This is a genomic window from Streptomyces krungchingensis (genome assembly GCF_054729265.1).
This window is the reverse complement of record NZ_JBPUKY010000001.1, coordinates 2,539,247-2,564,284: the sequence shown is the minus strand read 5'-3', so window position 1 is coordinate 2,564,284 and position 25,038 is coordinate 2,539,247. Positions and strand designations below refer to the sequence as shown.

24 protein-coding genes and 7 tRNA genes are annotated in these 25,038 nt (G+C 72.2%); 20 read left to right on the top strand and 11 right to left on the bottom strand.

Annotated elements, in window-relative coordinates:
* Positions 1 to 20: 20 nt before the first annotated feature.
* On the bottom strand, positions 21 to 1,325 hold the full coding sequence (locus ACSYGO_RS11480; protein ID WP_432189207.1) for a serine/threonine-protein kinase: 1,305 nt from the start codon (positions 1,323 to 1,325) through the stop codon (positions 21 to 23).
* A 196-nt stretch (positions 1,326 to 1,521) separates the two neighbouring features.
* On the opposite strand from ACSYGO_RS11480, the gene ACSYGO_RS11475 reads away from it, so the two are divergent.
* The 4 genes from ACSYGO_RS11475 (at position 1,522) to ACSYGO_RS11460 (ending at position 3,917) form a co-directional block, all read left to right on the top strand.
* On the top strand, positions 1,522 to 1,797 hold the full coding sequence (locus ACSYGO_RS11475) for a hypothetical protein (RefSeq protein WP_028801520.1): 276 nt from the start codon (positions 1,522 to 1,524) through the stop codon (positions 1,795 to 1,797).
* 199 nt (positions 1,798 to 1,996) lie between these two features.
* Positions 1,997 to 2,206 (top strand): hypothetical protein, encoded by a 210-nt coding sequence (locus ACSYGO_RS11470; RefSeq protein ID WP_028801519.1) that lies wholly within the window; start codon positions 1,997 to 1,999, stop codon positions 2,204 to 2,206.
* Between the two features lie 407 nt (positions 2,207 to 2,613).
* Positions 2,614 to 3,555: a phosphotransferase enzyme family protein gene (locus ACSYGO_RS11465; protein WP_460386614.1), complete on the top strand. Its 942-nt coding sequence runs from the start codon at positions 2,614 to 2,616 to the stop codon at positions 3,553 to 3,555.
* A 74-nt stretch (positions 3,556 to 3,629) separates the two neighbouring features.
* Positions 3,630 to 3,917: a TFIIB-type zinc ribbon-containing protein gene (locus tag ACSYGO_RS11460; RefSeq protein ID WP_028801517.1), complete on the top strand. Its 288-nt coding sequence runs from the start codon at positions 3,630 to 3,632 to the stop codon at positions 3,915 to 3,917.
* 176 nt (positions 3,918 to 4,093) lie between these two features.
* On the opposite strand, the gene ACSYGO_RS11455 is transcribed toward ACSYGO_RS11460, so the two are convergent.
* The 5 genes from ACSYGO_RS11455 to ACSYGO_RS11435 form a co-directional block, all read right to left on the bottom strand.
* A tRNA-Val gene (locus ACSYGO_RS11455) sits at positions 4,094 to 4,168 on the bottom strand.
* A gap of 40 nt (positions 4,169 to 4,208) precedes the next feature.
* Positions 4,209 to 4,280 (bottom strand) — tRNA-Val (locus ACSYGO_RS11450).
* 20 nt (positions 4,281 to 4,300) lie between these two features.
* Positions 4,301 to 4,372, bottom strand: a tRNA-Val gene (locus ACSYGO_RS11445).
* Position 4,373: 1 nt separating this feature from the next.
* Positions 4,374 to 4,447 (bottom strand) — tRNA-Cys (locus ACSYGO_RS11440).
* Positions 4,448 to 4,486: 39 nt separating this feature from the next.
* Positions 4,487 to 4,559, bottom strand: a tRNA-Gly gene (locus ACSYGO_RS11435).
* Between the two features lie 156 nt (positions 4,560 to 4,715).
* Between ACSYGO_RS11435 and ACSYGO_RS11430 the strand changes: the two genes are divergently transcribed.
* From ACSYGO_RS11430 to ACSYGO_RS11420, 3 genes are read left to right on the top strand one after another with little or no spacing between them, the layout of a single operon-like run.
* Entirely contained in the window at positions 4,716 to 5,759 is a 1,044-nt protein-coding gene (locus tag ACSYGO_RS11430; protein ID WP_426682496.1) for a chorismate-binding protein, read from the top strand.
* Positions 5,756 to 6,580: an aminotransferase class IV gene (locus ACSYGO_RS11425; protein ID WP_426682495.1), complete on the top strand. Its 825-nt coding sequence runs from the start codon at positions 5,756 to 5,758 to the stop codon at positions 6,578 to 6,580. Before ACSYGO_RS11430 ends, ACSYGO_RS11425 begins: the two co-directional genes overlap by 4 nt.
* Before the next feature lie 46 nt (positions 6,581 to 6,626).
* Positions 6,627 to 7,448, top strand: a complete 822-nt coding sequence (locus ACSYGO_RS11420) for a GNAT family N-acetyltransferase (RefSeq protein ID WP_460386612.1) — start codon at positions 6,627 to 6,629, stop codon at positions 7,446 to 7,448.
* 32 nt (positions 7,449 to 7,480) lie between these two features.
* Here the strand turns inward: ACSYGO_RS11420 and ACSYGO_RS11415 are convergent, their stop codons facing one another.
* Positions 7,481 to 7,999 (bottom strand): DsbA family protein, encoded by a 519-nt coding sequence (locus ACSYGO_RS11415; RefSeq protein ID WP_432175955.1) that lies wholly within the window; start codon positions 7,997 to 7,999, stop codon positions 7,481 to 7,483.
* Between the two features lie 204 nt (positions 8,000 to 8,203).
* Here ACSYGO_RS11415 and ACSYGO_RS11410 point away from each other — a divergent pair, with 204 nt between their 5' ends.
* Positions 8,204 to 8,647 carry a hypothetical protein gene (locus ACSYGO_RS11410; RefSeq protein ID WP_460386611.1) on the top strand — a complete coding sequence of 148 codons (444 nt, stop codon included), beginning with the start codon at positions 8,204 to 8,206 and terminating at the stop codon, positions 8,645 to 8,647.
* Positions 8,648 to 8,792: 145 nt separating this feature from the next.
* Positions 8,793 to 8,945 carry a hypothetical protein gene (locus ACSYGO_RS11405; RefSeq protein ID WP_010988207.1) on the top strand — a complete coding sequence of 51 codons (153 nt, stop codon included), beginning with the start codon at positions 8,793 to 8,795 and terminating at the stop codon, positions 8,943 to 8,945.
* 140 nt (positions 8,946 to 9,085) lie between these two features.
* On the opposite strand, the gene ACSYGO_RS11400 is transcribed toward ACSYGO_RS11405, so the two are convergent.
* Together ACSYGO_RS11400 and ACSYGO_RS11395 are read right to left on the bottom strand one after the other, a co-directional pair.
* Positions 9,086 to 9,643, bottom strand: coding sequence for a CGNR zinc finger domain-containing protein (locus tag ACSYGO_RS11400; RefSeq protein ID WP_460386610.1), 558 nt, complete (start codon positions 9,641 to 9,643; stop codon positions 9,086 to 9,088).
* 338 nt (positions 9,644 to 9,981) lie between these two features.
* Complete coding sequence (locus ACSYGO_RS11395) at positions 9,982 to 10,395, bottom strand: SsgA family sporulation/cell division regulator (protein WP_003959770.1); 414 nt, start codon at positions 10,393 to 10,395, stop codon at positions 9,982 to 9,984.
* Between the two features lie 191 nt (positions 10,396 to 10,586).
* On the opposite strand from ACSYGO_RS11395, the gene ACSYGO_RS11390 reads away from it, so the two are divergent.
* The 7 genes from ACSYGO_RS11390 to ACSYGO_RS11360 all read left to right on the top strand — a co-directional run bounded on the left by ACSYGO_RS11390 (position 10,587) and on the right by ACSYGO_RS11360 (position 19,005).
* Positions 10,587 to 11,021 (top strand): TIGR02611 family protein, encoded by a 435-nt coding sequence (locus ACSYGO_RS11390; protein WP_345647460.1) that lies wholly within the window; start codon positions 10,587 to 10,589, stop codon positions 11,019 to 11,021.
* An 82-nt stretch (positions 11,022 to 11,103) separates the two neighbouring features.
* Positions 11,104 to 11,178 (top strand) — tRNA-Val (locus ACSYGO_RS11385).
* A 1,038-nt stretch (positions 11,179 to 12,216) separates the two neighbouring features.
* Positions 12,217 to 13,506: an ABC transporter substrate-binding protein gene (locus ACSYGO_RS11380; RefSeq protein ID WP_426681644.1), complete on the top strand. Its 1,290-nt coding sequence runs from the start codon at positions 12,217 to 12,219 to the stop codon at positions 13,504 to 13,506.
* Positions 13,506 to 14,474, top strand: coding sequence for a carbohydrate ABC transporter permease (locus ACSYGO_RS11375; RefSeq protein ID WP_179332342.1), 969 nt, complete (start codon positions 13,506 to 13,508; stop codon positions 14,472 to 14,474). Before ACSYGO_RS11380 ends, ACSYGO_RS11375 begins: the two co-directional genes overlap by 1 nt.
* Positions 14,471 to 15,349 (top strand): carbohydrate ABC transporter permease, encoded by an 879-nt coding sequence (locus tag ACSYGO_RS11370; protein ID WP_432189211.1) that lies wholly within the window; start codon positions 14,471 to 14,473, stop codon positions 15,347 to 15,349. Before ACSYGO_RS11375 ends, ACSYGO_RS11370 begins: the two co-directional genes overlap by 4 nt.
* A gap of 1 nt (position 15,350) precedes the next feature.
* Positions 15,351 to 15,971, top strand: a complete 621-nt coding sequence (locus ACSYGO_RS11365; protein WP_460386609.1) for a hypothetical protein — start codon at positions 15,351 to 15,353, stop codon at positions 15,969 to 15,971.
* 298 nt (positions 15,972 to 16,269) lie between these two features.
* The gene (locus ACSYGO_RS11360) at positions 16,270 to 19,005 is read left to right on the top strand and encodes an exo-rhamnogalacturonan lyase family protein (protein ID WP_460386608.1); all 2,736 of its coding nucleotides are present in this window, start codon (positions 16,270 to 16,272) and stop codon (positions 19,003 to 19,005) included.
* A gap of 11 nt (positions 19,006 to 19,016) precedes the next feature.
* Here the strand turns inward: ACSYGO_RS11360 and ACSYGO_RS11355 are convergent, their stop codons facing one another.
* The gene (locus ACSYGO_RS11355; RefSeq protein WP_460386607.1) at positions 19,017 to 21,524 is read right to left on the bottom strand and encodes an SCO7613 C-terminal domain-containing membrane protein; all 2,508 of its coding nucleotides are present in this window, start codon (positions 21,522 to 21,524) and stop codon (positions 19,017 to 19,019) included.
* A 52-nt stretch (positions 21,525 to 21,576) separates the two neighbouring features.
* Between ACSYGO_RS11355 and ACSYGO_RS11350 the strand changes: the two genes are divergently transcribed.
* The gene (locus tag ACSYGO_RS11350; RefSeq protein ID WP_095933069.1) at positions 21,577 to 22,023 is read left to right on the top strand and encodes an SRPBCC family protein; all 447 of its coding nucleotides are present in this window, start codon (positions 21,577 to 21,579) and stop codon (positions 22,021 to 22,023) included.
* A 39-nt stretch (positions 22,024 to 22,062) separates the two neighbouring features.
* Positions 22,063 to 22,134: transfer RNA gene (locus ACSYGO_RS11345), tRNA-Val, on the top strand.
* 113 nt (positions 22,135 to 22,247) lie between these two features.
* Here the strand turns inward: ACSYGO_RS11345 and ACSYGO_RS11340 are convergent.
* Positions 22,248 to 22,973 carry an exonuclease domain-containing protein gene (locus tag ACSYGO_RS11340; RefSeq protein ID WP_460386606.1) on the bottom strand — a complete coding sequence of 242 codons (726 nt, stop codon included), beginning with the start codon at positions 22,971 to 22,973 and terminating at the stop codon, positions 22,248 to 22,250.
* Between the two features lie 170 nt (positions 22,974 to 23,143).
* Between ACSYGO_RS11340 and ACSYGO_RS11335 the strand changes: the two genes are divergently transcribed.
* Positions 23,144 to 23,710, top strand: coding sequence for a DUF4365 domain-containing protein (locus ACSYGO_RS11335; RefSeq protein ID WP_028801501.1), 567 nt, complete (start codon positions 23,144 to 23,146; stop codon positions 23,708 to 23,710).
* Positions 23,707 to 24,924, top strand: coding sequence for a hypothetical protein (locus ACSYGO_RS11330; protein ID WP_426681650.1), 1,218 nt, complete (start codon positions 23,707 to 23,709; stop codon positions 24,922 to 24,924). Before ACSYGO_RS11335 ends, ACSYGO_RS11330 begins: the two co-directional genes overlap by 4 nt.
* The last annotated feature ends 114 nt before the right edge of the window (positions 24,925 to 25,038 follow it).

Below are 25,038 nucleotides of genomic sequence, written 5' to 3'. Positions count from 1 at the left end.
ACGACGGCGCGCCGCACCGGTCAGGCGTCCTCGTGATACCGCTCGGCCGTGGCCCTCGCGGCGGACGGCGCCGGGGGCGAGGCCTGCTCCTGCCGTACGTCCTTGCGTCCGCCGTCGCCGTCCAGGCCCCGGGCGGGCCCCTGGCAGCCCTGCGCCGCCGCGATGCCCAGCGCCACGAGCAGGGTCACGACGACGAACACGAACAGCCGCTGGCGCAGCAGCCGCGGGTTGGCGGGCCGCCTGCCGGTGCCGGTGGTCCGGGGCGCCGGGCGCCCGGCACCGCTGCGCGGGGCGGGCCTGGCCCCCGAGCGGCCGGTGTTCCGCACGGGCGTCGGCCGCGAGCCCGACCGGGAGCCGCCGTTCGTGCCGCCCGTGCGCGGCGGGGGAGTGCCCTGCGTACGGCGCTGGGTGCGCTGCTCGGCGTACTGCTCCGCCAGGCGGCCGGTCGGCCGGTCGGGGTCCGTGCGGGGCGCGGGCGGCCGTGCGTCCGTCATGCCCTGGGCCTCGCGGGCCGCGATCTCCTTGAGCCGCAGAGACAGTTGGAGCGTGCTGGGCCGCTCCTCGGGGTCCTTCGCCAGACAGGCCCTGACCAGCGGGGCCAGGGCGTCCGGGACACCCTGGAGATGGGGCTCCTCGTGCACCACCCGGTAGAGCATCACTTCGGAACTGCCGTGCCCGAAGGGTGAGTCGGAGGTCGCGGCGTAGGCCAGGGTGGCGCCCAGCGCGAAGACGTCGGTGGCCGGGGTGACCGCGGCGCCGCGCACCTGTTCGGGGGCGAGGAAGCCGGGGGACCCGACCGCCGTGCCGACGTGCGTGAGCGTGCTGGCGCCCGTCGCCCAGGCGATGCCGAAGTCGATGATCCGCGGCCCCTTCGGGGACAGCAGGATGTTGGACGGCTTGAGGTCGCGGTGCACGACACCGGCCTCGTGCACGGCGACGAGACCCTCGGACAGCGCGGCGCCCACGGCGGCGACGTCCGCGGCCGCCATCGGGCCTTCCTCGGCGACCTTGTCGTGCAGCGAGGGGCCGGGCACGTACTGGGTCGCGAACCAGGGACGGTCCGCCTCCAGGTCGGCGGCGACGAGCCGTGCCGTACAGCCGCCCCTGATGCGCCGGGCCGCCGAGACCTCGCGGGCGAAACGCGACCGGAACTCCTGATCCTCCGCCAGATCCGGCCGGATCACCTTCAGTGCGACCCGCTGGCCACGCCGGTCGGAGCCCAGGTAGACAACGCCCATCCCGCCCGCGCCGAGCCGCCTGTGAAGCCTGAACGATCCGACGACACGCGGGTCCTCGCGCCTCAGGCGCATCATCGCCATGTCCATCCCCGCTGCCCTGTCCGTTTGACGAGCCACAGCTTACGTTTCCGCGGCCGGGTGCGCGCAGAGGCCGCGCCCTCTCGGCCCGATCGATTGTCAGTGCCGGGTGGGAAACTTGAAGGGTGGTCAGGGAGCTTGCGGGCAGCACCGCTTTGGGCTGCCCGTGATCCCAACCATCCGTCGCAGAAGGGGGATTGGGCCCGTGAAGGGTGACCGTGTGGAGATAGTCGTGGACGCCGGTGACACGACGCGTACGTACGAGGTGGTGGCGAGCAGGGCGGGCCGCCGGGTGGAGACGGCGGTACGCCGAGGTGTGGTGGAAGTGAGCGAAGTCACCCGAAGCGGATCGGTGGTGCGTACCGCCCGCTTCATGGCGACCCGGGTGCTGGCCCTGGTGGAGCAGCCGGTCCCCAGGGAGGACAGCTCGGAACAGTCGGGGCAGACCGGACGTCCCCTCGGGGAAGACCCTGAGTCCTAGGTCCTCATCTCCACCCTGGGGAGTACACCGCAGGTCATCGCTCATCCTCCGGGAGGCCCGGCAATCGGTACGAAGGCATGACGACCCCCGGGGGCCGCGCCCCTAGATTTGAGGTCAAGCGGCGGGTGCAGCACTCGTCCCCCGAGGTCAGACGCCCGCCGCTGCCAACCACAACAGAAATTCGGTCAGGAGAGGGACCATGGCCCACACGGCACCGCGGACAGCGATCCGCACGCAGGGACGCAAGGCGTACGCCGCGGCGTTCGGCGACAGCCGCCAGGGCCGCCGCCACCCGCTGGTGGCGACAGCGATGGTCCTTCCTCTGGCGGCCCTGCTCGTGGTCGTCTTCGGCGGCTGGGACGCAGTGGTCACACAGGCGTCGTCCGTGGGCGTGATGCTGGGGCGCTGAGCGGCGCCCCAGGCCCGGAAGAGCGGTCCGGGCGGGGACATCCGGCCATGAAACCCCGTGGGGACGGGGGTGCGGCGGACGGCACAAATGCCCGCGCAGCTGGGGAGCTGCGCGGGCATTTTCTTTTCCCGCGCCCGGGCGGCGGGTTCTTTGACTGCGCCCGGCGGCGGGCGACGAGCCCCTTCCGCATGGGACGCCGCGGCCTGATCCGAACGCCCGCCCCCGGCCCTGGCGCAGTCGGCCGCCCCGCTCACCGACGGACTCTCCTCCGCGGAGGGGACCGACCTGCGCGTACCGCGGGGTGCTCGCGCCGGCCCACCGGACGGGGCGAGGGACCGGTGCGGTGCGACCGCCCGCACGGCGGCTGCGTACGCTCGGCGGCGGAGTCGCACCAGCCAGGGGGATCCGTGACCACAGACGCTCTGCCCACCGGGCTCGCCGCACACGCGCGCCGTGCGGCGCATCCCGGTGCCGAGGACTGCTCCTGCGTGGTCACGGACACGGTTCTCGCCGATCGTGTCGACGGCACCGTCGTCCGCCACGGCGACACCGTGGCCAAGGCCCACGCCCCGGGTACCGACCCCGAAGAGCTCGCCCTCCGCGTCTCCGTGGCCGCCGCGCTCCCGGACGTCCTCCTCCCCCCGCTGTCGCCGACCCCGGCCCGCGTCCACGACCGCACGGCGACCCTCTGGCCGTACGGCACCCCGGTGGACCCCGGGACACCCGAAGCCGCCCCCTGGGAGGCGGTGGGTGCCCTCCTGGCGCGCCTGCACCGGGCCGCGGCCCCCGCGGGGCTGCCACCGATGCGGGGCCCCGCGAAAGCGGCCCGCGCGGTCGCGCGGCTCGGCGCGGCCGGCCCGCACCCGGCCGCCGCACCGGTCCTGCGCGCCTGGGCCGCCCTGCCCGGCTGGGCCCGCGCCGAGGCGCCCATGCCCGACACGACGACCCTGTGCCACGGAGACCTGCACCTGGGCCAGCTCGTACGCCGGCCCGAGCCCGCCGGACCCTGGCTGCTCATCGACGTCGACGACCTGGGCGTGGGCGTCCCGGCCTGGGACCTGGCCCGACCGGCCGCCTGGTACGCCTGCGGCCTGCTGCCGCCCGACGAGTGGCTCCGCTTCCTGGCCGCGTACCGGCGGCACGGAGGCCCGGCCGTTCCCGCGGACGGCGATCCCTGGCCCGCCCTGGACGTCGCGGCCCGCGCGCTCACCGTGCAGACGGCGGCCCTGGCGATCGCCAAATCGGTGGCCGCCGGGCAGCCGTTGGACGAGGTGCAGCAGGCGGTGATCGACGCCTGTGACCGAATGAGCACCGTCCCGCCCGAGTTGGCACGCGGTTTCGCGTCGTAAGGTGCAACCGACCGAGGCCGGGTGATGTCTGTCCTGGCGAAAGCAGTACCGAGCGGCGAGGAGTTGAGCCGAGCATGCAGTGTCCGAAGTGCCACGCGCCGATGCACACGTACAACCGCAACGGCGTCCAGATCGAGCAGTGCAGCGGCTGCCGCGGGATATTTCTCGACTACGGCGAGCTGGAGGCGCTGACCCGCGTGGAGGCGCAGTGGTCGCAGCCCGCGCCGCCCCCGGCCGCGCCGCAGGCCTACCCGTCCGCGCCCGCGCCCGCCTGGGGCGCCCCGCAGCACGGCGGCCACGGCGGTCACTACGGCGGCCACCACCGCCACAAGAGCTTCGGGCACATGCTCTTCTCGTCCTGAACCCCTGCCGTCTCCTGAGCCCCGCGCGTCCCGGACGAGAGAACCTCTCCCGTCCGGGAGCGGGCGGGGCCGCGGGAGACCTGCCGGTGGAGGGGCCCCTCTCCCTGAGCCGAGGGGCCCCTCCCCGTGCGTGCACGACGAAGCCCCCGACCGTCGAGACGGCCGGGGGCTTCGGCTGGTGCGCGATACTGGGATTGAACCAGTGACCTCTTCCGTGTCAGGGAAGCGCTCTCCCGCTGAGCTAATCGCGCAGGTCACGCGGCCGGAGCCACGCTTGCTGCTGGTACTGCGTGCGCGATACTGGGATTGAACCAGTGACCTCTTCCGTGTCAGGGAAGCGCTCTCCCGCTGAGCTAATCGCGCGGGGGATCCTTGCGGACCAGTGGACGATACTGGGATTGAACCAGTGACCTCTTCCGTGTCAGGGAAGCGCTCTCCCGCTGAGCTAATCGTCCTTGGAGGTGGAGACGGGATTTGAACCCGTGTAGACGGCTTTGCAGGCCGTTGCCTCGCCTCTCGGCCACTCCACCAGGAGTGCGGGGTTTCGGGAAGATCCCCCACTTCCTGCGAGCGGACGACCAGGTTCGAACTGGCGACCTCAACCTTGGCAAGGTTGCGCTCTACCAACTGAGCTACGTCCGCTTGTCGTTTCCGTTCCGCTTGCGCGTCCCGGCGACGTGTTGAACTCTAGCGGATTCCCGGGCCAGCACAAAAACGCGTTTGTGCAGCGTGCTGCGGTCCGACCGCCCGAGGACATGGTCAGGGCACCCGCAGGTCACCCGCCCTAGACTCGTCAGCGTGCTCGACCTCCCTCCTCTCGCTCGCTTCGGCGGCCTCGTCGCGACCGGTCTCATCGACGTCACCGGCGACCCCGCCGCCCTGGACTCCACCGGTTTCTGGGCCGTCTCGGCCGACTTCGAAGGCCGTCTGACCTGCGCCCGCTTCCGGGACGTACGGGAGGAGCCCGTACCCGCCCCGGTGCCGGGCCGCTGGCGGGGACCCGCCGCCGGTGACTGGGCGTCGTCCCTCGACCGCGCCGCGTACACCGCGGGCGTGCGCCGCATCCGCGAGCACATAGCGGCCGGCGAGGTCTATCAGGCGAACCTCTGCCGGGTGCTCACCGCGCCCGTCGCACCCGACGCCGACGTCGACGCGCTCACCGCACTGCTGGCGCGCGGCAACCCGGCCCCGTACGCCGGAACGATTCGGCTGCCCGCGCACGGCGTGGAGATCGCCACCGCGTCCCCCGAGCTCTTCCTGCGCCGCCGGGGCCGGAGCGTCGAGTCGGGCCCGATCAAGGGGACCGGCCGCACCGAGGCGGACCTCCTGGAGAAGGACTACGCCGAGAACGTGATGATCGTGGACCTCGTCCGCAACGACATCGGCCGGGTCTGCGCCACCGGCACCGTGAGCGTCCCCGACCTCTGCGTCGTGGAGAAGCACCCGGGGCTGGTCCATCTCGTCTCCACCGTGCACGGCGAGTTGCGCGACGACGCGGGCTGGCCCGAGCTCCTCGACGCCGCGTTCCCGCCCGGCTCGGTCACCGGCGCCCCCAAGTCGAGCGCCCTGCGGATCATCGACTCCCTGGAGACCGCGCCCCGGGGCCCCTACTGCGGCGGTATCGGCTGGGTCGACGCCGACCGCGGCACCGGCGAGCTCGCCGTGGGCATCCGCACCTTCTGGATCGACCGGGAGGAAGGCGTCCTGCGGTTCGGCACCGGCGCGGGCATCACCTGGGGCTCCGACCCCGACGGGGAGTGGCGGGAGACCGAACTGAAGGCCGCCCGCCTGCTCGCGGTAGCGTCGGGTGAGTACGAGGCAAGTGGAGGGACCCTTTCGTGAAGATCTGGCTCGACGGCCGGCTGCAGGACACCGAGTCCGCGCGCGTCTCCGTCTTCGACCACGGACTGACCGTGGGCGACGGCATCTTCGAGACCGTGAAGGCGGTCCACGGGCGGCCGTTCGCGCTCACGCGCCACCTCGACCGGCTCGCCCGTTCGGCACACGGCCTCGGCCTGCCCGAGCCCGACCGCGACGAGGTGCGCCGCGCCTGCGAAGCCGTGCTCGACGCGAACCCGATGCCGCTCGGCCGGCTGCGCATCACCTACACCGGCGGGCACGGCCCCCTCGGCTCGGACCGGGGCGAGCACGGCCCGACCCTCGTCGTCGCCGTGGGGGAGTCCGCCCGGCGCCCCGACACCACCGCCGTCGTCACGGTCCCCTGGACCCGCAACGAGCGCGGCGCGCTCACCGGCCTGAAGACGACCTCGTACGCCGAGAACGTCGTCGCGCTGGCCCGCGCCCGCGAACAGAGCGCCACCGAGGCGCTGTTCGGCAACACGGTGGGGCAGCTGTGCGAGGGCACCGGCTCGAATGTCTTCGTCGTCCTCGACGGCGAGATCCACACCCCGCCGATCGCCTCCGGCTGTCTCGCCGGCATCACCCGCGCGCTCACCGTCGAATGGACCGGCGCCAAGGAGACCGATCTGCCGCTGGACGTCCTGGAGCGCGCCGACGAGGTCTTCCTGACCTCCACCCTGCGCGACGTGCAGGGCGTGCACCGGGTCGACGGCCGTGAACTCCCGGGCGCCCCGGGGCCGGTGACCGCGAAGGCCATGCGGATCTTCGACGAGCGGGCCGGGCACGACCTCGACCCCGCCTGAGAAAAATCGGCTGCTGCCGGTCGCGGCAACGGGTAGAACACCCGTGATGACGACCACCCTGCGGCCGACCGAGCCGCTTCAGCGCTCTGCCGACGGGACGCGTTCACGTCACTACAACGTGTGCGTGAACAGTCGTCCCGTCGGGGCGATCCACCTCGCGACCGACCCCCTCGTGCCGTCCGTCGCAGTGATCCGGGACCTCCGCATCGAGGAACCGGACCGCGGCCGCGGCCGGGGGACCGTCGCCGCGCTGGCCGCCGAGGAGGTGCTGCGCGGCTGGGGCTGCGAGCAGATCGAGGTGGCCGTTCCCGCCGACGCCGCGGCCGCGCTCCGGCTCGCCGGAGCACTCGGGTACGTCACGCGCAACCGCACCATGGAGAAGGCGCTCGGCGACACCCCGCCCGAACTGCCCGCGGGGAGCGCCGGCCGCCCCATGACGGCCGCCGAGTACGAGGTCCGCGACCGGGAGCGCCGGGAGGCCTACGCGCAGGACTGGATCCGGCGGGGCATGCCGGCGGGCGAGGCGTACGCCAAGGCGCACCGGGACCACGACCTGCTGCTGCCGCAGGGGACCGCCACCGACGGCATGCGGCTCAGCGTCCTGGAACACGACGGCGTGCCGGTCGGAAACCTCTGGCTGGGCCGGCGTGCCGGGAAGGCCTTCGTCTACGACGTCGAGGTGGACGAGGCCCGTCGCGGCCGGGGCCACGGCCGTACGCTCATGCTCCTCGCCGAGGCCCAGGCGGTGGCCGCGGGAGACCGCCGGATCGCCCTCAACGTGTTCGCCGGGAACGCCCCGGCCGAGCGGCTCTACGCGTCACTCGGCTACGGGACGACGACGCACCACCTCTACAAGAGCCTGCTGTAGGTACTACAGGGGCCTTCGCCGGGCCTTCGGTGTCAGGCCTGCCGCTCGGCCAGCAGACGGTCGGCGATCTCCTCGACGCGCTCGCGCAGACCCTCCTGGCTCTTGCCGCCGTCGAGACGCTCGCCGCCGATGACGTACGTGGGGGTGCCCGTGACCCCGATCGCCTTGCCCTCGGCCTGGTCGGCGTCGACGATCAGGATGTGCCGGCCGTCGATCAGCGCCGTGTCGAACTCCTCGGCGTCCAGGCCGAGTTCCCGGGCGACCTCGATCAGGAAGGGCTCTCCCTTGCGGTCCAGTTCCTCGACCCGGTCGAGCACTGCCTCGACGTACGCCCAGGAGCGGCCCTGCTCCGCGGCCTCCTCGACGGCCTGGGCCGCGGCGAAGGCGTGCTTGTGCTTCTCCAGGGGGAAGTGCCGCAGCCGCAGCTCCAGGCGGTCGCCGTAGCGGTCGCGCAGCGCGCGCAGGTCGGCGAGGGCGCCGCGGCAGTCGGGGCACTGGAGTTCGCACCAGACGTCCAGGACGACGGGGCGCGCGGAGGAGGAGTCGTTCATGACGGCCAGTCTCCCAGCCCCGCCGGGGCCGCCCCAACCGGGACCCCGCGCACCCGTGCGGCTCCCCGAGCGGGACCTGGGGAGGACAGCGACCCGGAGATGTCCCTGAGGTGTACCCGGACCATGGCATATCGGGCGCCGGGCGGTGCACGATGGAAGGGACGAACCGCCCTGCCCGACCCGCATGCCCGCCTGGAGGCCCGGATGATTGCCGAGACCGTCTGTTCCGCCGTCGCCGCGGCCGGCCTGGGCATCGCCGCGGTCACGGCCTATCGCAAGCGCTTCCTGTCCGCCGCCCGTATCGCCGCCTACTCGCTGGTGCCGCTCGGGCTCGTGATGACGGGCGTCGTCGGCTGGCTGGCCGACACCGCGTTCAGCCCGACCGCGTGGGCCGGCTTCGCCGTGCTCGGCGTCTCCTGGCTGCTCTTCATGACCACGCGGGCCGTGGAGCGGCGCGGCGGCGGGACCCGGAAGGAGCGCAAGGCGGCGAAGGCCGCCCAGCGCGACGCGGTGGCCCCCGCGGCGTCCGCGCCGTCGCTGGCGCCGAGCACCGGCCCGGCCGGCCGTCCCGCGGCGAAGCCCGCCGCCGGCTCCTCGTCGGACGACTTCAGCGACATCGAGGCCATTCTCAAGAAGCACGGCATATGACCGGCTGAAACGACACAAGGCGGCACGCGTCCGGCGCCGAACCGGTCACGTTCGGATCCGCTCGTAACATGATCCAGCGAACTCCCGTACATTCCGGGCGTGTTGATCGCGCGAGGGGTGCCGCCTGGGTCATCATCGCCGCGAGATGCTGGACACAACACAGAGCGACACCGCCGCTCCTCCCGAGGAGCGGCGCGGTTGTCTCTTCGCGCTCTCCCAGCCGCCGCTGATGATCTTCCTTGCGGTGATCGGCTGTTTGCTGCTCATGGCTTCGCTGCACGACCTGCTGCTGCTCTGAGCCGTACACGGAGCCCCTGGCGCCACCCGCCGAGGGCTCCGTCAGTCCACCCCCGCCGCGGCCCGGCCGTCAGGGCGCGCCCATGTCCGAAACGGGCCGTCGCGTCTTGGTGCGCGAACCCGTGGCGCGTGAGCGTCCGGTCAGCTCGCCGCTTCCTTGCGACGCGCCCGGTAGGCAGCCACATGCAGACGGTTCCCGCAGGTGCGGCTGTCGCAGTAGCGGCGCGAACGGTTGCGGGAGAGATCCACGAAGGCGCGCCGGCAGTCCGGGGCCTCGCAGCGGCGCAGCCGCTCCTGCTCACCGGCGACCACGAAGAAGGCCAGCGCCATGCCGCAGTCCGCCGCGAGGTGGTCGGCTACCGAGGCGCCCGGGGCGAAGTAGTGCACATGCCAGTCGTAGCCGTCGTGATCGGTCAGCCGGGGCGTGGTGCCGGCCGCGGCGACCAGTTCGTTGATCAGCGCGGCGGCGGTCCGCGGATCGTCGGCGGCGAAGATCCCCGCGAACCGGCCGCGGATCTTCTGCACGGCCGCCAGGTCGTGCTCCGACAGCACCCCGACGTCACTGATTTCGTGCTTTCGTACGAAATCGATGAGGGACGCGACATCCGCGAGCGCGTCCGTCGTCTCCTCGTCCGGCGCGGAGTTCACCAGATCCACCACGGCGTCGAGCGCGCACCGGGTGTCGTGGGTGATCAGCACGTTTCGCTCCCTGGCCTGGGGGGTCGGGCTGGCGCCCGCCCGATGCAGGCCGATGGTAGTGCGTTCCGGCGCGGGAGAGTCGGCACGGGGCGTCGGGGGGCGGGGGAATCGGCCGGAAGCGGGGGAGCCGTGCGGCCGGAACCTGGATCACGCTGTGTCACGGATCGGTGCGGCGCGGTGAGGGGCGGTGAGGGCGGTGCGTGCAGGGCCGTGGACGCGCACCGGCGCCGCCTCCGTGGTGGTCCCACGGCGACGGCGCCGGTGTGTGCCCTATGCGGTTGTCTAGGCCCGAGCCGTCTCCCCGAGTGGACGGCGCCGGGCGGCTCTGTGGGGCCTCCTCAGCTCTCCGCCAGGATGTGGGAGAGCTCGGTGTCGAGATCGAAGTGCCGGTGCTCCGTGCCCGGGGGCACGGCGGCGTCCGTCCGCTTCAGGAACGACTCCAGGGCCCGCGCCGGGGCTTCGAGCAGGGCCTCGCCCTCCGGGGAGCTCAGGGCGATGCATACGACGCCCTGACCATGGCTCCGGGACGGCCAGACTCGGACGTCTCCGGTACCGGTGGGCCGGTGCAGGCCCTCGGCGAGGAGGTCGCGGGCGAACACCCACTCGACGGTTTCCTCGGCTCCGGTGTGGAAGGTTGCGTGCACGGCATAGGGATCGGCCGTGTCATACCGCAGTCCTGCGGGTACAGGCAGTGAGGACTCGCTCGACACAACGAGGCGCAGGTGCAGCTCGCAGCTGACCGTGGTGTTCATAAGCGCCAGGGCCTTTCGCTCAGTGTGCGCTCGGGGATTCGCACGTCGGCGAAATCGACATGCCACCTACGGTGCCGTTGTAAACCCCTCTGAGTGTTTTGCGTGTCTTTACGTAACTCATCCGGCCGAGAGTGCGTTCGTCGGATAGGGCCATTCCGGTGACCGGTTTCCCTCCGGTAGGGTTTGGCCGTATGAATACGGGGAGTGACGGGCCGGGCGGGATCGCCATGGCCGACGACGGGGAGAACTCCGAGCGACCGCTCGGTTCGCGGGCGCCGGAATTCATCAAGGCGCGCCGTGCACTGCACCTGAGCTGGCAGGTCGGCGTTTTCGTGGTGGGGCTCGCGGTGGTCGTCGCGGGCGTGATCATGCTGCCGCTGCCGGGTCCGGGCTGGCTGGTGATCTTCGGCGGCATGGCGATCTGGGCGACCGAGTTCGTCTGGGCGCAGCTGGTGCTCCGCTGGACGAAGCGCAAGGTCACGGAGGCGACACAGCGCGCGCTCGACCCGAAGGTGCGTCGCCGCAACATCATCCTGACGACCGTCGGGCTCGTGATCGTGGCCGTGCTCGTCGGCGTCTACGTGTGGAAGTTCGGCATCGAGATGCCCTGGAACATCAAGGAGTGACGAGGCTCGTCCGGACGTCGTTCCGGCGCTCCGCCGTTGGTCGGGGCACCCCCTGACATGGGGTAATGTTCTCCCTGCGCCCGGGCGATTAGCTCAGTGGGAGAGCGCTTCGTTCACACCGAAGAGGTCACTGGTTCGAACCCAGTATCGCCCACCAGTACGACAGGCGGCCGGGTCCACGCACGACGTGGACCCGGCCGCCTTCGTCATTCCCGTGCGTCCGCGTCGGGCCGGGCGCGACCTTCGCCACCTGGGTGTTCGCGTGGACGGGCGGGCGGGCGGCGGGCGGTGCGCGGGCGATCGGCGAGGGCGGGGCGGGGGTCGTGCCGCGGTGCCGGCGTGCGAGCCCGGCCGCTTCATGAGCGTGTCCGCCCCGCACCTCCGTGGAGACCTTCGCGTCACCTGACCGGCATACGGGGAGTGACATGTCGGCCGCCGCCGGACGGCGTCGGCGCCCGAGGGATCGACGGGACGGGGCGTGGGCGCTCGAATCCAGCCACCGGGGCGGGTGGGGCCGCCCGACCCGTGGCCCTGACGGCGCCGGACGCGGCTCCGACGGCGCCGCGTGTCTGTCCGAGCCGCGTCCGGCGCCGGGCCGCCGACGGTCCGGTCCGGGCGCTCCTGACACCGCTGGGCGCCCGTCGGGGCCGCCCCCGACGACCGGGAGCGACCCGGACCGGGACAGCCCTTTGGCGCGCCGGTGAGGCGCCCGCCGACGCCCCACCGGTGCCTCGACCGGAGGGCGAGCCCGACCGGAGCGCGAGCCCGGCAGGCGGCTGCGGGAGGCGTGGCCGGGAGTGCCGGCTGCGTCGGCGCGTGGCCAGTCGATGGCGTGCTGCCGAAGCCGGTGGCTGCGACGGCGGTGGGTGTCGTCCTCGCCTCCGGCGTTGGTGAGCCCCTCCGTGACGTACCCCCGGGCTCGGCCTCGTGACGTACCCCCGGGCTCGGCGCCGTTCACAACCCGCCGCGCGGGTCCCGTCGCGTTCGACGGGTCGGCCGCGGGCGTGCGACCTGCGAGGTCAGGTGCCCCTTCGTGCTCCGTCCCGGCATGCCCGTCAGCGAGCCGGAGTGCCGCGGCACATCAATTCCTGTCCGAATCATTGACGCGCCCCGAAGCCCTCCGTACCTTGTGCCAGCAAGCGCTTACTTGAAACGATTCAGGCAGGCGGAGACGACGCTGCGGGGAGGCCCGACTGTGGGAAACAACGGGAGTGTTGAGAGGCGGACCGTCCTCAAGGCGGCCGGAGCTTCGCTGGCCACGCTGGGGCTGGCCGCGACGACGGGCTGCGGCGGGGACAGCGGCAGCGCCGGGGACGGGACGGTCACCATCCGCTACGCCTGGTGGGGCGCCGACGAGCGGGCGAAGAGGATCAACGAGTCCATCAAGCTCTTCGAGAAGAAGTACCCGAAGATCAAGGTCAAGACGGACTTCCAGGATTACGTGGCGTTCTGGGAGAAGTTCCAGACCCAGGCCGCGGGCGGGAATCCGCCGGACGTTTTCCAGAACGCCGTCGGATTTCTTCGGAAGTACGACAAGAGGGGCGTACTGCTCGACCTCAGGTCGCAGATCGACGCGGGAAATCTGAGTCTGGACAACTTCCGTGCCGGAGTCGAGAAGGTCGGGCAGGTCGACGGAAAGCAGCTCGGTATTCCCGTCGGATCCAACACCATGTCACTTGTCATCGACGAGAAGGTCTTTGAGAAGGCGGGAATCAAGCCGAAGCAGGGCTGGACCTGGGACGAGTACTTCGCCGCGCTCAAGAAGATCCACGACACCCAGAAAGTGCCGGGCGACACCGGCTACTTCAGCATCATGTACCTCTACGACCTCTACCTCCGGCAGAACGGCAAGGCGTTCTTCACCAAGGACGGACTCGGTTTCGACGAGGCCGATCTGACGGAGTGGTGGACGGACGGCTACAACCGCGTCAAAGCCGGCATCGTCACCGACCCCAAGCGGGTGGAGCAGGACAAGCCGAAGTCGTCGCTCTCGGCGGGCCACGCCGCCTCCGAGTTCACCTGGGACAACTTCACGGTCCGTTACACGGCGGAGGGCGACAGCAGCTACGGCCTCGCCCCGATCCCCACGACCGACGGCAAGCAGACCGGCCAGTACCTCGCCTCCCTGATGCTGAGCGCGTCCGCGCGCACCGAGCACCCCAAGGAAGTCGCACAGTTCATCGACTTCATGGTCCACGACCCCGAGGTCGGCAAAATCATGGGCTACGACCGCGGCATCCTCGCCACCACCGATCAGTTCGAGGCGTACAAGCCGACCGACGCGCCCAACAAGGCGATCGCGCAGTACGAGACCGATGTGGCCGGCGCCGGAGTCCTCGGCGCCATCACCCCGCACCCGGCCGGGGCCGACACCGTCGAGGCCGCGTTCCTGCGCATCGGCGGCGACATGTCCCAGGGGACGACCAAGGTCTCCGACGCGGTGAAGCAGTTCTTCTCCGAGGCGAAGACCGCCCTCGCCGCCTGATGGGAACCGCCGTGACGCTCGTCAAGGACTCTCCGCCCGACGCCCCGGAGAAGCGCCCCGCAGCCCCCGCCGCCGGAAAACGGCGGGGCCGCCGGGAGAACCTCGCCGGCTATCTCTTCATGTCCCCGTGGATCGCCGGTTTCCTGCTGCTGACGGCCGGCCCGATGGCCGCGTCCCTCTACTTCGCGTTCACCGACTACAACCTCTTCAATTCGCCGCGGTGGATCGGCTTCGACAACTTCACCAAGATGTTCGACGACCCGCGGTGGCAGAAGTCGGTGGAGGTGACGGCCAAGTACGTCGTCATCGGCACCCCGCTCAAACTGCTCCTCGCGCTCGGGGTCGCCCTGCTGCTCGCGCAGAGCCGCCGCGGCCAGGCCTTCTACCGCGCCGCGTTCTACGCCCCGTCGCTGATCGGCGCGAGCGTCTCCGTCGGCTTCGTCTGGCGCGCCCTGTTCTCCGACGACGCCGTCGTGGACCGTACGCAGTCCTTCCTCGGCTTCCACACGGGCGGTTGGGTCGGTGACCCGAACTGGGTGCTCTACAGCCTGGTCGCCCTGACCGTCTGGCAGTTCGGCGCGCCCATGGTGATCTTCCTCGCCGGGCTCAAGCAGGTGCCGAAGGAACTGTACGAGGCGGCCGAGGTCGACGGCGCGGGACCGCTGCGCCGCTTCTGGAACATCACCCTGCCGATGATCTCGCCGGTGCTGTTCTTCAACGTGCTCCTGGAGACCATCCACTCCTTCCAGATCTTCGGTTCGGCGTACGTGGTCTCCAACGCCACCTGCGGACCGGCCGACGCCACGCTCGTCTACACCTGCTACCTGTACCAGAAGGGCTTCAAGGAGTCCCAGATGGGCTTCGCGTCCGCCATGGCCTGGATGCTGCTGCTGGCGGTGGCGCTGGTGACGGCCGTCCTCTTCTGGTCGCAGAAACGGTGGGTGCACTACGAGGAGGACGCCCGATGAGCACCACCACGACCACCGCGCGCAGGCCCCTGCGGCTCGGACGCAGGCACGGCGGCTCGCTCGCCTGGCACCTCGGTGCCCTGCTGGTCCTCGCCGTGGTCCTCTATCCCGTCGTCTGGGTCGTCGGGGCCTCGTTCAAGCCCGGCCGGGAGATCATCGGCAGCCTCGACCTGTTCCCGGCCCGGCCCATCCTCACCAATTTCGAGGGACTGGCCGACGGCATCGCCGACATCTCCATCGCGACCTTCTTCCAGAACTCCCTCTTCTACGCGCTCGGTTCCGTCGTCGGCATCCTGATCTCCTGCTCGCTGACGGCCTACGCCTTCGCCAAGATCCGGTTCGCCGGCCGGAACCTGCTGTTCTCGCTGATGATCGGCACGCTCCTGCTGCCGTACCACGTGCTGCTCATCCCGCAGTACGTGATGTTCCAGAAGATGGAACTGGTCAACACCTACGTGCCGCTGCTGATCGGCAAGTACCTGGCCACCGAGGCGTTCTTCGTCTTCCTCATGGTGCAGTTCATGCGGAACCTGCCCCGTGAGCTGGACGAGGCGGCGCGGCTCGACGGCTGCGGACACCTGCGGATCTACTGGTCGATCGTGCTGCCGCTGTGCCGCCCGGCCCTCATCACCAGCGCGATCTTCACGTTCATCAACGCCTGGAACGACTTCATGGGTCCGCTGATCTACCTCAACGAGCCGAGCAAGTACACGGTCTCGCTGGGCATGATGATGTTCCGCGACCAGGAGGGCGTCGCCAACTACGGCGGGATGATCGCGATGTCGCTGGTGGCGCTGCTGCCGGTGCTCCTGTTCTTCCTCGCCTTCCAGCGGTATCTGATCGACGGCATGGCGACGTCCGGACTGAAGGGCTGACATGGCCACCACCCAGCCACGGGCGCGGGCCGGGGCCCGCGCGGGGCGTACGCCCAAGGAGTCCGTCCTGGCCGAACGCTTCGCCGTCTTCGCGGAGTGCCTGCTCACCGGGGTGTGGATCGCGGTGGCCGCGCTGCCCCTGGTGACCTGCCCCGCCGCCTTCGCGGCCGGGGCCCGGCACCTGCGGCGGCGGACGACCCACCGAGCCGGCGGATGGAAGGAGTTCGTCGCCGACTTCCGGGCGGCCGTCCGGGGCGGCTGGATCGCCGGTCTCGCCGGATGGGCCGGGGCAGCGGCGGTCTGGGTGGACGTCCAGGCCGTGCGCGCCGGGCTGCCCGGCGGACCGGTCGTCGGGGCCGTCGGCCTCTTCGCCCTGATCGCGGGTGCCGTCGCCGGACTGCGCGCGGCGGCGTCCTGGGAACCGGGGGCGTCCTGGCGCGAGCTGCTCGCGGCCGCGGGCCGCCGCACCGTGCTCGATCCCGCCGGTTCCTTCCTGCTCGTCGGCGGGCTGGCCGTGGTGGTCTCCTCCGCCTGGTTCGTCGCGCCGCTGGCGGTGCCCGTGCTCGGGTTCGTCGCGGCGGCGGCCGTCGCGGTGGAGGAGCGACACCGGCACGGCCGCTGACCGGCGGCCCGGAGAACGACCTCACGCACGGCCGGTTCTGCAACGGCACCGGGAACAGCACGCACGACCGGTGCCCCGCCACGGCACCAGGAACGTCACGCACGACCGGTGCCCCGCCACGGCACCAGGAACGTCACGCACGACCGGTGCCCCGCCACGGCGCCGGGAACAGCACGCGGGCCCCGCGCCCCGTGCCGCACCCCGCGACGGCACCGGGAACCCCACGCAAGGCCGGCGCCCCGGGCGCCGCGCCTCTCTCTGTCATGCCCCTGACCTCCCCGCTCGGAAAGGAAAGGCCATGTCTCCCATCCCTCGCAGATCCCTCCTCAAGGCGGCCGCCGTCGCCGGCGCCGCCGCGCAGTTCAGCTGGGCGCTCGGCACCCAGGGCGCCCAGGCCGCGCCCGCGGCCGCGGCCACCGGCACGGACCCCGTCACCCTGGAGTGGCTGGAGGACGGCGGCCTCGGCGCCGCCCCCGGCTCCACCGTCGGCGTGCCCTGGCCGAAGGGGGTCCACCGGGAGGACCAGACCTTCGCGCTCACGGACGCCGACGGCAGGGCCGTCCCCGTGCAGACCTGGCCGCTCGCCCATTGGCCGGACGGCTCCCTCAAGTGGACCGCGCACGCAGTGAGTTCCGACGCCGGGACCTACACGCTCACCGCCGGCGCACCGGCCGCCCCCGACAAGAAGGTGACCGTCGACAGCAACGGCGCCACCGTCGACGTGTCGACCGGCGTCATCGCCGCGAAGATCGGCAAGAGCGGCTCGGTCCTGGTCAAGTCCGTGACCCGGGGTTCCACGGAGATCGCGAGGAACGGCCGCCTCGTCCTCGTCCGCCAGCCGGAGATCGAGGACGAGGACCAGGGCGCGGAGAAGTACGAGCGCTTCGAGAGCGCGATCTCCCGGACCGAGGTCGAGCAGGACGGCCCGGTGCGCGCCGTGGTCCGTATCGACGGCAAGCACCGCAAGGGCGACCGGAGCTGGCTGCCCTTCTCGATCCGGCTGTACTTCTACGCGGGCGCCGACTCCTTCCGCATGGTGCACACCATCACCTTCGACGGGAAGCAGGAACCGGGGAAGCCGAGCGGCGACTTCATCCGCGGCCTGGGCGTGCGCTTCGGCGTTCCGATGCGCGACGCGTCCTACGACCGGCACATCAGGATCGGCGGCGACGACAGCGGTCTGCTGCGCGAGGCGGTCAAGGGCGTCACCGGCCTGCGGCGCGACCCGGGAGCCGCCGTGCAGGCCGCCCAGTTCGCGGGACAGAAGCTGCCCGACCCGTCCACCTGGGACCAGCGGGTGACGACCCGGCTCCAGTACATCCCCGAATGGGGCGACTACACCCTCGCCCAGCTGTCCGCCGACGGTTTCACGCTGCGCAAGCGCACGAAGAAGGGGCACGGCTGGATCGGCGCGGGCGGCGGCCGGCGTGCCTCCGGCTTCGGCTACGTCGGCGGGCCCACCGGCGGACTCTCCTTCGGCCTCAGGGACTTCTGGGAGAAGTTCCCCGCGCAGCTCGACATCCGTGACGCGCACACCGACGAGGCCGAGGTCACCCTGTGGCTCTGGTCGCCCGAGGCCCAGCCCATGGATCTGCGCTTCTACCACGACGGCATGGGCCAGGACACGTACGCCGAACAGCTCGAAGGCCTCAACATCACCTACGAGGACTACGAGCCGGGCTTCGGCACCCCGTACGGCATCGCCCGCACCTCCGAACTCCTCTTCTGGGCCAACGGGTCGACACCCGCCCCGGAGAAGCTCGCCGAACAGGTCGCGGCCGTCCGGGTGCTGCCGCAACTGGCCGCACCTCCCAAGCAGCTCATCGGTGCGAAGGTCTTCGGCCCCGGCCTCTACTCCGAGCCCGACCGCTCCACGCCCGCCAAGGCGAAGATCGAGGACCACCTCGACTTCCTCTTCACCTACTACAAGGACCAGGTGGAGATGCGCCGGTGGTACGGCTTCTGGGACTACGGGGACGTCATGCACTCCTACGACCCGGTCCGGCACCAGTGGCGCTACGACGTCGGCGGCTACGCCTGGGACAACTCCGAGCTGTCGCCGGACCTCTGGCTCTGGTTCGCCTACCTCCGCAGCGGCCGCGCGGACATCTTCCGCTTCGCCGAGGCGATGACCCGGCACACCGGCGAGGTCGACGTCTACCACCTCGGCCAGTGGGCGGGCCTCGGCACCCGGCACGGCGTCCAGCACTATGCCGACAGCGCCAAGCAGCAGCGCATCGCCAACACCACCTACCGGCGCTACTACTACTTCCTCACCGCGGACGAACGCGTCGGCGACCTCATGCACGCCAATGTCGACTCCGACGAGACGTTCCTGGTCCTCGACCCGATCCGCAAGATCCGCACCGAGCCCTACACACCCGACCGGCACGCGCTGTCCATCGGCTTCGGCACGGACTGGAGCGGACTCGTGTCCGCCTGGCTGACGGAATGGGAGCGCAAGGGCCCGAAGTGGGAGAAGGCCAAGGCACGCGTGCTGTCGACGATGGAGACCATCGCCGCCCAGCCGAACGGCTTCGTCCAGGGCACCGGACTGTACGACCTCGACACGGGCAGGTTCGCCGTAGCCGCGGCGCCCGCGGTCGGCGTCTCGCACCTCTCCGCGGTCTTCGGCCTCAACGAACTGTGCGCCGAGCTCATCGACCTCGTCGACATGCCCGCCTTCAAGGAGGCCTACCTCGACTACTGCCGCTACTTCAACGCCACCAAGGCCGAACAGCGGGAGCGCTACGGCTCCGACTTCGGCTCCCTGCTGCTCTTCCAGGGCCACTCCCGCCTGGACGCGTACGCCGCCGTGCAGACCGGTGACGCGAAGCTCGCCACGCGCGCATGGACGAAGTTCTACAGCTCCGACGGCTACACCGAGTCCTCGCCCTGGAGGACCACGAAGCTGAGCGGTCCGGTCACCCTGGTGCCGGGCAGCGAGGCCGACTGGGTGTACACGAACGACACCGCGCTCTACGGGCTCGCCGCCATCGAGAACCTGGCGCTGCTCGGCGACAGGATGCCGTAGGCCCCCGGCCGTCAGCGCATCTTCCCCAGCACCTCCCGCACTCGCCGCGCGTCGCGGATCCGCTGCTCGTACGTGGCACCCAGCGCGAGCAGCAGCAGACCGGCGAGTGCGGGAGGCGCCCAACGGGGGAGCGCGCCGACCACCTGCACCAGATACGGGGCGAGTTCGTGCAGCGCGTCCAGCGCCAGGACCGCGCCGCCCACCACGAGCGGCGCCTGGAGACGGTGCCGGGCACCCACCAGGGTGACCAGCAGGGCCGCGGTGCCCAGAAGCAGCGGGCGGAGCCAGTGCGTGTCGCCCCATGCCGCGAAGAGACTCGGCACCAGCGTCGCGGTCAGACCCGGCCCGTACGCCGTCCACGACGAGACCGCCCCGTCCCGGCGACGCCGGACCACACCGACGACCAGCGCCGGAACACTCACGACGACCGTGTACGCCTCCGGAGAGCCGACGTCCCAGGACGCCAGGCGGACCCAGGCGGCGAGCACGAACAGCGCCGCGGCCGCGTACCCCACCGGGCGCCGGTCCTCCCGTACGGCCGTGCCCGCGGCGATCACCCCGCACAGGGCCAGGACCAGGGCCAGCACCGGCGGATCGGTCACCGCGAGCCCGATGGCGAGCAGCCCGGCGGCGGCCCCCGCCACCTCGCACGACACGGTCGTCGCCGCGTCGTCCGTACGCGCCGCCGACACGGCGGCGGCCACCGGCACCACGAGCACCAGCAGCGCGATCCGATGCGCGGGAAGGTCCAGGGAAGCGCCCGCGGCGCAGGCCAGGGCGGTCGCGTACCCGAGCGAGACCGGTGCGGCGACCGGACCGAGGCCCGGCCGCAGGGCGGCGGCCGCGAACAACAGGACCAGCCCCCCGAGGACCGTGAGGGTCGCGCCCTCGGCGGCGAGGGAGAGGAACGCGAGGCTCGCGGACGTGAGGACGGCGAGCACGAGCGGCGTCACCACGGGCCGCGCACGGGTGGCCAGGGCCAGGGCCGCCACCGCCGTCAGGCCGTGCACCGACAGCCCTGCCGCGTAGGGGAGTTCGAGCGAGGCCGGGACGACGAGGACCGCGGCCCAGACCAGCGCCGTCGCGGCGGCCAGGGCCTGCGGACGCCAGTCCGCCCCGCGGACCGCCATCACCAGGACGAGGGCCACCAGCGCCGGCACGAGGGGCGCCGTGATCGCGTGCGCGGGCCACGGGACGTCCGCCGTGACCGCTTCCCGGGCGGTCGCCGGGGCACCGGACCAGATCCGGGCGGCCCAGTCGACCGGGCCCAGCAGGGCGAGGCCGACCGGAGGCAGTGCCCACACCACCGCGACGGCCTGCACCGCACCCGAGGCCCACGCGAGGCCCCGCTTCATCGGCTCGGCGAGGGGCGTGCGCACCGCGCCCAACAGGGCGACGGCACACACGAGATGGGCCACCACGGTCCAGTCCGCCGGCAGCGAGACACGCAGTACGCCGCCGACCGCGGCGACCGTGAGCAGACCTCCCGTCAGCGCGCCGCCGGCCGCGACGCCCGGCTTCGGGGTGCGCCACGCCGCCACGAGTGCGATCGACGCGGCGAGGAGGAGGAGCGCCGCCGCACGGGCGGCGGCGCTCGGGCCGGAGGCCGTCCAGGACAGCCAGCCGGCGGCAAAGGCGCCCCACCCGCCCAGTCCGTACGCGCCGACGGCGGCGACGGCACGGACCGGCTTCACGGGGACGAGGAGCGCGACAGCCGTGTCGAACGCGGCGGTCGCCAGCAGTGCGGCGGTGACGGCGTGCGCGCCCCCGTCGGCCGCCGCCACCCACAGCAGCAGCGGCAACTGGGCGGTGGCCAGCGCCGCCGGCAGGGGCAGCCGCAGCGGGAGACGGACCCGGGTGCCGACCGGTCCCTCGCCGGCGCCCCCGGGCTTCTCGCCCGGGGTGGTGACCGCCGAGGGTCCCGCCGGCAGATGAAGCGTGCCCACGGCCAGGCCGTACGCGGCCCACACCGCGGCCAGCGCCGCCGAGGTGACGGCGGCGTACCCGAGTCCGTCGGCGTCCGGGACGGCGACCTCGTACAGCGCGTAGGCGTCCAGCACCGTCAGCGCGAGACCGAGGCCCGCCACCGACTCGGCCGTCGAGCGCAGCCCGCGCCGGAGCAGGGGCAGCGGTGCGCCGAGCGCGGTCAGCGTCAGCGCGGCGAGCACCAGCGCCCGGCCCGCGATCCCCATATGTCCCCAGCTGACGACCGTGAACGCGACGGCGGCCACGGTCAGCAGGATGCCGCCGAGCAGCAGGAGCACGTTCTGTACGCCGGGGGCCGTGGCCTCCGGCCGGTGCGCGGGGGCGGCGAACGGTCCGGGAGCCGCGGCCGACGGCGGGCCGGACGGCGCCGGAGCCGTCCGGAGGGCGCTGATCAGCCAGGCACGACGCGTCAGCAACAGAGCCCGGCGCGCGTCGAGTTGCCGCAGCTCGGCGTCCAGGAGCCGCAGCTCCTCCGCCGGGGGCGGGATCGAGGTCATGCCTGGGAGTGTGGTCCCGGTCACCCTTCGCGGCATGAGTGCGCGTACTCACGACGTACTCATATCCACGATCGGGCACACTCCCCACATGGACTGGAGCCACTACCGCTTCCGCAGCGAGTGGGAGCTGCCCGCACCCCCCGCCGCCGTCTACGTGGTGCTGGAGCACGCCGAGAACTACCCGCACTGGTGGCCCCAGGTGCGCGAGGTCACCCGCATCGACGACCGCAGCGGCGTCATCCGGGTCCGCTCGCTCCTCCCGTACGGCATGACCTTCACCGCGCGCGAGGTGCGCCGTGATCCGGCGGGCGGCGTCCTGGAGATCGCGCTGTCCGGCGACATGGAGGGCTGGGCACGCTGGACGCTCACCGCGCACGGCACCGGCACGCGCGCCCGGTACGACCAGGAGGTCGACGTGCGCAAGCCGCTGCTGCGCCGGCTCGCGGTGCCCGGACGGCCGCTGTTCCGGGCCAACCACGCCCTGATGATGCGCGCCGGACGCCGGGGACTGACGGCTTGTCTCCAAGCGGTTTGAACCACACCCGCCGGGACCTGTATTGTTCAGTCCGTTCCCGGGCGATTAGCTCAGTGGGAGAGCGCTTCGTTCACACCGAAGAGGTCACTGGTTCGAACCCAGTATCGCCCACCGGGAGAAGGCCGGTCCGTCACAGACGGACCGGCCTTTCCGTATTCCCGGACCATCTGTGCTGCTTGTCTTCCGTACTCCCCGTCGACCGCGCCTCGCCGTCCGGGCCGTCCTCACGCCGCCGCGGGCAGCTCCGGACGCAGCGGCCACGCCGGGTCCACCGCCTCCTCCGAGCCGCTGCGCGCGAACCACGCCTGGAGCCCGCGGGCCTGTGCCGCGTGCCACACCGCCTGGAGCGTGTGCAGTTCGGCCGGCGAGAGCCGTTCCAGACGCGCCGCGAAACGGCGCCCCACCGCGCGTACGACATCCAGCGAGGCCTGCGCGTCGGCCGCCGCGTCGTGCGCGCCCTCCAGCGCCACGCCGTAGTGCGCGCACAGATCGGCGAGGGTGCGGCGGCCCTTGCGGTAGCGGTCCAGATGTTTGTCCAGCACCCGGGGGTCGAGCACCGTCAGCGGCGTCGACGCGAACCACCGGTCCAGCGACGAGGCCCGGTGGCGACGCAACTCCCGGTCCAGGAGCGTCAGATCGAACGGAGCGTTCATCACCACGAGCGGCCGCCCGGCCGCCGCGTGTTCGCCCAGCTCCCGGGCTATCTCCTCCATCACCGGCGACGGCCAGCGGCCGTTGTGCTGCAGATACTCGTCGGTGAGACCGTGCACCTCCGTCGCCCCCGCGGGCACCGGCACCCCCGGATTCACCAGCCACCGGGACACCCGCGGACGGGAACCCGGGGCGTCCTGGACCACGACGGCGGCCGACACGATCCGGTCGGTCTCGACGTCCACGCCCGTGGTCTCCGTGTCGAACGCGGCCAAAGGGCCCTCGTACCAGCACGTCATACGTACACAACTCCTCGTTCACCCACGGCAGCTGACGCACCGTCTTCTGCCCGTTTGGTGATACCCGGGCTGTTTGCGGCGTACGCCGGAAGGAGACAACAGAGGTACGGGTCTTTGCAGTTCAGCGGCCCGTCACGGGGAATCTCTTGGTCTGGAAGGCTGTTGGACTCATGGCACTCGCCCAGCCCGAACGGGGCGGGCTGCTGCCCCAGCGGACGGCACCCCATCGCGGCTCACTCGCCACCACCGCCTGCATGGAGACGTTGCAGGTCGGCTATCTGCACGCGGTCGCCGCGGCGGCGGGCTGCTCGCTGTCCCAGCCCTTCCCGGACAACGGCATCGACTGGCACGTCAGCCACAGCGCCCCCGGGCACACGGTCGACGACGAAGTCACCATCAAGGTGCAGCTCAAGTGCACGTACCAGATCCCGCCGAACCCGCCCGGGCCCGCCTTCTCCTTCACCCTCGACAACGAGCACCTGGCGAAGCTCGCCCGCACCCCGGTCTCGGTGCACAAGATCCTGGTCGTGATGCTCGTGCCGCGCTCCCAGGACGACTGGCTGCGCGCCAGCCACGACCGCCTCGACCTGCGCCACTGCTGCTACTGGATCAACCTCGCCGGGCACGCCGTCACCGGCCGCCGCAGGACCACCGTCCGCATACCGACGGCCCGCATCTTCGACGACCGGGCGCTCTGCGAGATCATGACCCGGGTCGGGACGGGAGGCAGACCATGACCCACCGCCCCCTCGACGAGTCGCTGCGACCGGTCAGGCCGCATCCCGTCGACGCCCTCTGGAACGACCCGCCGACCCCCGACCAGGTCGACCCTGCGGTCCTCAGCGCGCTGCTGCACCGGCACGGCTGGCAGCGGCGCGGCGGAGCCGCGGGACGGTACGGCCGGTGGACCCCACCCGGGCCCGGTGGCGGCGGCACCAGCCTGCTGGTGCCGGAGAGCCGGGCCTTCCCCGACAGCGACGACCTGCTCGGCGAAGCCCTGGTCGCGCTCTCCCGCAGCGGCTCCCCGTCCGCCCGCGACGTGCTGGTCGCGCTCGCCGTCCCCAGTGACGAGATCCGCTGGTGGCGCGACGTGCCGACCGGTCCCGTGGGCGCGGCCCCGTGGACCGTCGAGGAACAGCTGCGCGCCGCGGCCCGGCAGATGCTCCTGGCCGGCGCGCTGGCCACCCGCGCGCGTGCGGGCTACTACGGCGCCCGCCACCGCAGGTCCGCCGCGGCCTCGCTGGAGAACGTCCTGGTCGGTGCCGAACCGGGCGGACGCCGGCTCACCGCCTTCGTGCCCGTCACCACGGGCCGGCCGCTCGCCGTACGACTGCACCAGGCGCTGTACGCCGCCCGCGAGGCCATCGACTACCAGCGGGCCACCGGAGGCATGGACGCCTTCGACGCCGCCGTCGAGGCAGGCGTCAGCCACGAGCTCATGGAGGCCCTGGTCGCCCTCGTCCGGGGCACCGAGGGCGCCAGGATCGCCGTCGAGTGGGCACCCTCCGCGGGCGTCCCCGAGGGCGGTGCGGCCCCCGCCGAACCCGTCGAGTTCTCGCCCGGCGACCTGTCCGTGCTGCGCGCGGCCGGCGCGCGCTACCTGCGCGAGGAGCCGTCCGTCCCGGTGCGCCTCACCGGTGCGGTGGTGCGGATGCGCCGCTCCGGACCGCGCGGGCAGGGCACCGTGCGGCTGCGCGTCCTCGCCGGCGCCGAGGTACCGCACGTCCGTATGACACTGGACGAGGAGGCCTACCGGATAGCGGGCCACGCCCATCTGGTCGGGCTGCCGGTGCGGGTGCACGGACGGTTGGAGAGCCGCGGCGGCTTCCGCAGGCTCACCGATGCCTCCGGGGTCGTGCCCGTGCAGGTCGACGAGGCCGAACGGGACCGGCTGATGAAGTCGCTCCAGGAGAACCTCGACTTCTTCGAGGAGGCGTGCAGCGCGGACTGACGGGGCGCGGGGGAGCGAGGACCCCGGCCGGTGTCACGGCGGGGCACGGCCGGCGCGGCACTTTCCCGGCGGCACCGACCGGAACCGTTTCGCGGAGGGCACCCCCGGCTCGGT

What these genes read in the sequence shown, in the direction of transcription:
- ACSYGO_RS11480 (WP_432189207.1), bottom strand. Translation starts at nt 1,325, where the DNA reads ATGGACATGGCGATGATGCGCCTGAGGCGCGAGGACCCGCGTGTCGTC.
- ACSYGO_RS11470 (WP_028801519.1), top strand. Translation starts at nt 1,997, where the DNA reads ATGGCCCACACGGCACCGCGGACAGCGATCCGCACGCAGGGACGCAAG.
- ACSYGO_RS11460 (WP_028801517.1), top strand. Translation starts at nt 3,630, where the DNA reads ATGCAGTGTCCGAAGTGCCACGCGCCGATGCACACGTACAACCGCAAC.
- ACSYGO_RS11420 (WP_460386612.1), top strand. Translation starts at nt 6,627, where the DNA reads ATGACGACCACCCTGCGGCCGACCGAGCCGCTTCAGCGCTCTGCCGAC.
- ACSYGO_RS11415 (WP_432175955.1), bottom strand. Translation starts at nt 7,999, where the DNA reads ATGAACGACTCCTCCTCCGCGCGCCCCGTCGTCCTGGACGTCTGGTGC.
- ACSYGO_RS11410 (WP_460386611.1), top strand. Translation starts at nt 8,204, where the DNA reads ATGATTGCCGAGACCGTCTGTTCCGCCGTCGCCGCGGCCGGCCTGGGC.
- ACSYGO_RS11405 (WP_010988207.1), top strand. Translation starts at nt 8,793, where the DNA reads ATGCTGGACACAACACAGAGCGACACCGCCGCTCCTCCCGAGGAGCGG.
- ACSYGO_RS11395 (WP_003959770.1), bottom strand. Translation starts at nt 10,395, where the DNA reads ATGAACACCACGGTCAGCTGCGAGCTGCACCTGCGCCTCGTTGTGTCG.
- ACSYGO_RS11390 (WP_345647460.1), top strand. Translation starts at nt 10,587, where the DNA reads ATGAATACGGGGAGTGACGGGCCGGGCGGGATCGCCATGGCCGACGAC.
- ACSYGO_RS11375 (WP_179332342.1), top strand. Translation starts at nt 13,506, where the DNA reads ATGGGAACCGCCGTGACGCTCGTCAAGGACTCTCCGCCCGACGCCCCG.
- ACSYGO_RS11370 (WP_432189211.1), top strand. Translation starts at nt 14,471, where the DNA reads ATGAGCACCACCACGACCACCGCGCGCAGGCCCCTGCGGCTCGGACGC.
- ACSYGO_RS11365 (WP_460386609.1), top strand. Translation starts at nt 15,351, where the DNA reads ATGGCCACCACCCAGCCACGGGCGCGGGCCGGGGCCCGCGCGGGGCGT.
- ACSYGO_RS11360 (WP_460386608.1), top strand. Translation starts at nt 16,270, where the DNA reads ATGTCTCCCATCCCTCGCAGATCCCTCCTCAAGGCGGCCGCCGTCGCC.
- ACSYGO_RS11355 (WP_460386607.1), bottom strand. Translation starts at nt 21,524, where the DNA reads ATGCCGCGAAGGGTGACCGGGACCACACTCCCAGGCATGACCTCGATC.
- ACSYGO_RS11350 (WP_095933069.1), top strand. Translation starts at nt 21,577, where the DNA reads ATGGACTGGAGCCACTACCGCTTCCGCAGCGAGTGGGAGCTGCCCGCA.
- ACSYGO_RS11340 (WP_460386606.1), bottom strand. Translation starts at nt 22,973, where the DNA reads ATGACGTGCTGGTACGAGGGCCCTTTGGCCGCGTTCGACACGGAGACC.
- ACSYGO_RS11335 (WP_028801501.1), top strand. Translation starts at nt 23,144, where the DNA reads ATGGCACTCGCCCAGCCCGAACGGGGCGGGCTGCTGCCCCAGCGGACG.
- ACSYGO_RS11330 (WP_426681650.1), top strand. Translation starts at nt 23,707, where the DNA reads ATGACCCACCGCCCCCTCGACGAGTCGCTGCGACCGGTCAGGCCGCAT.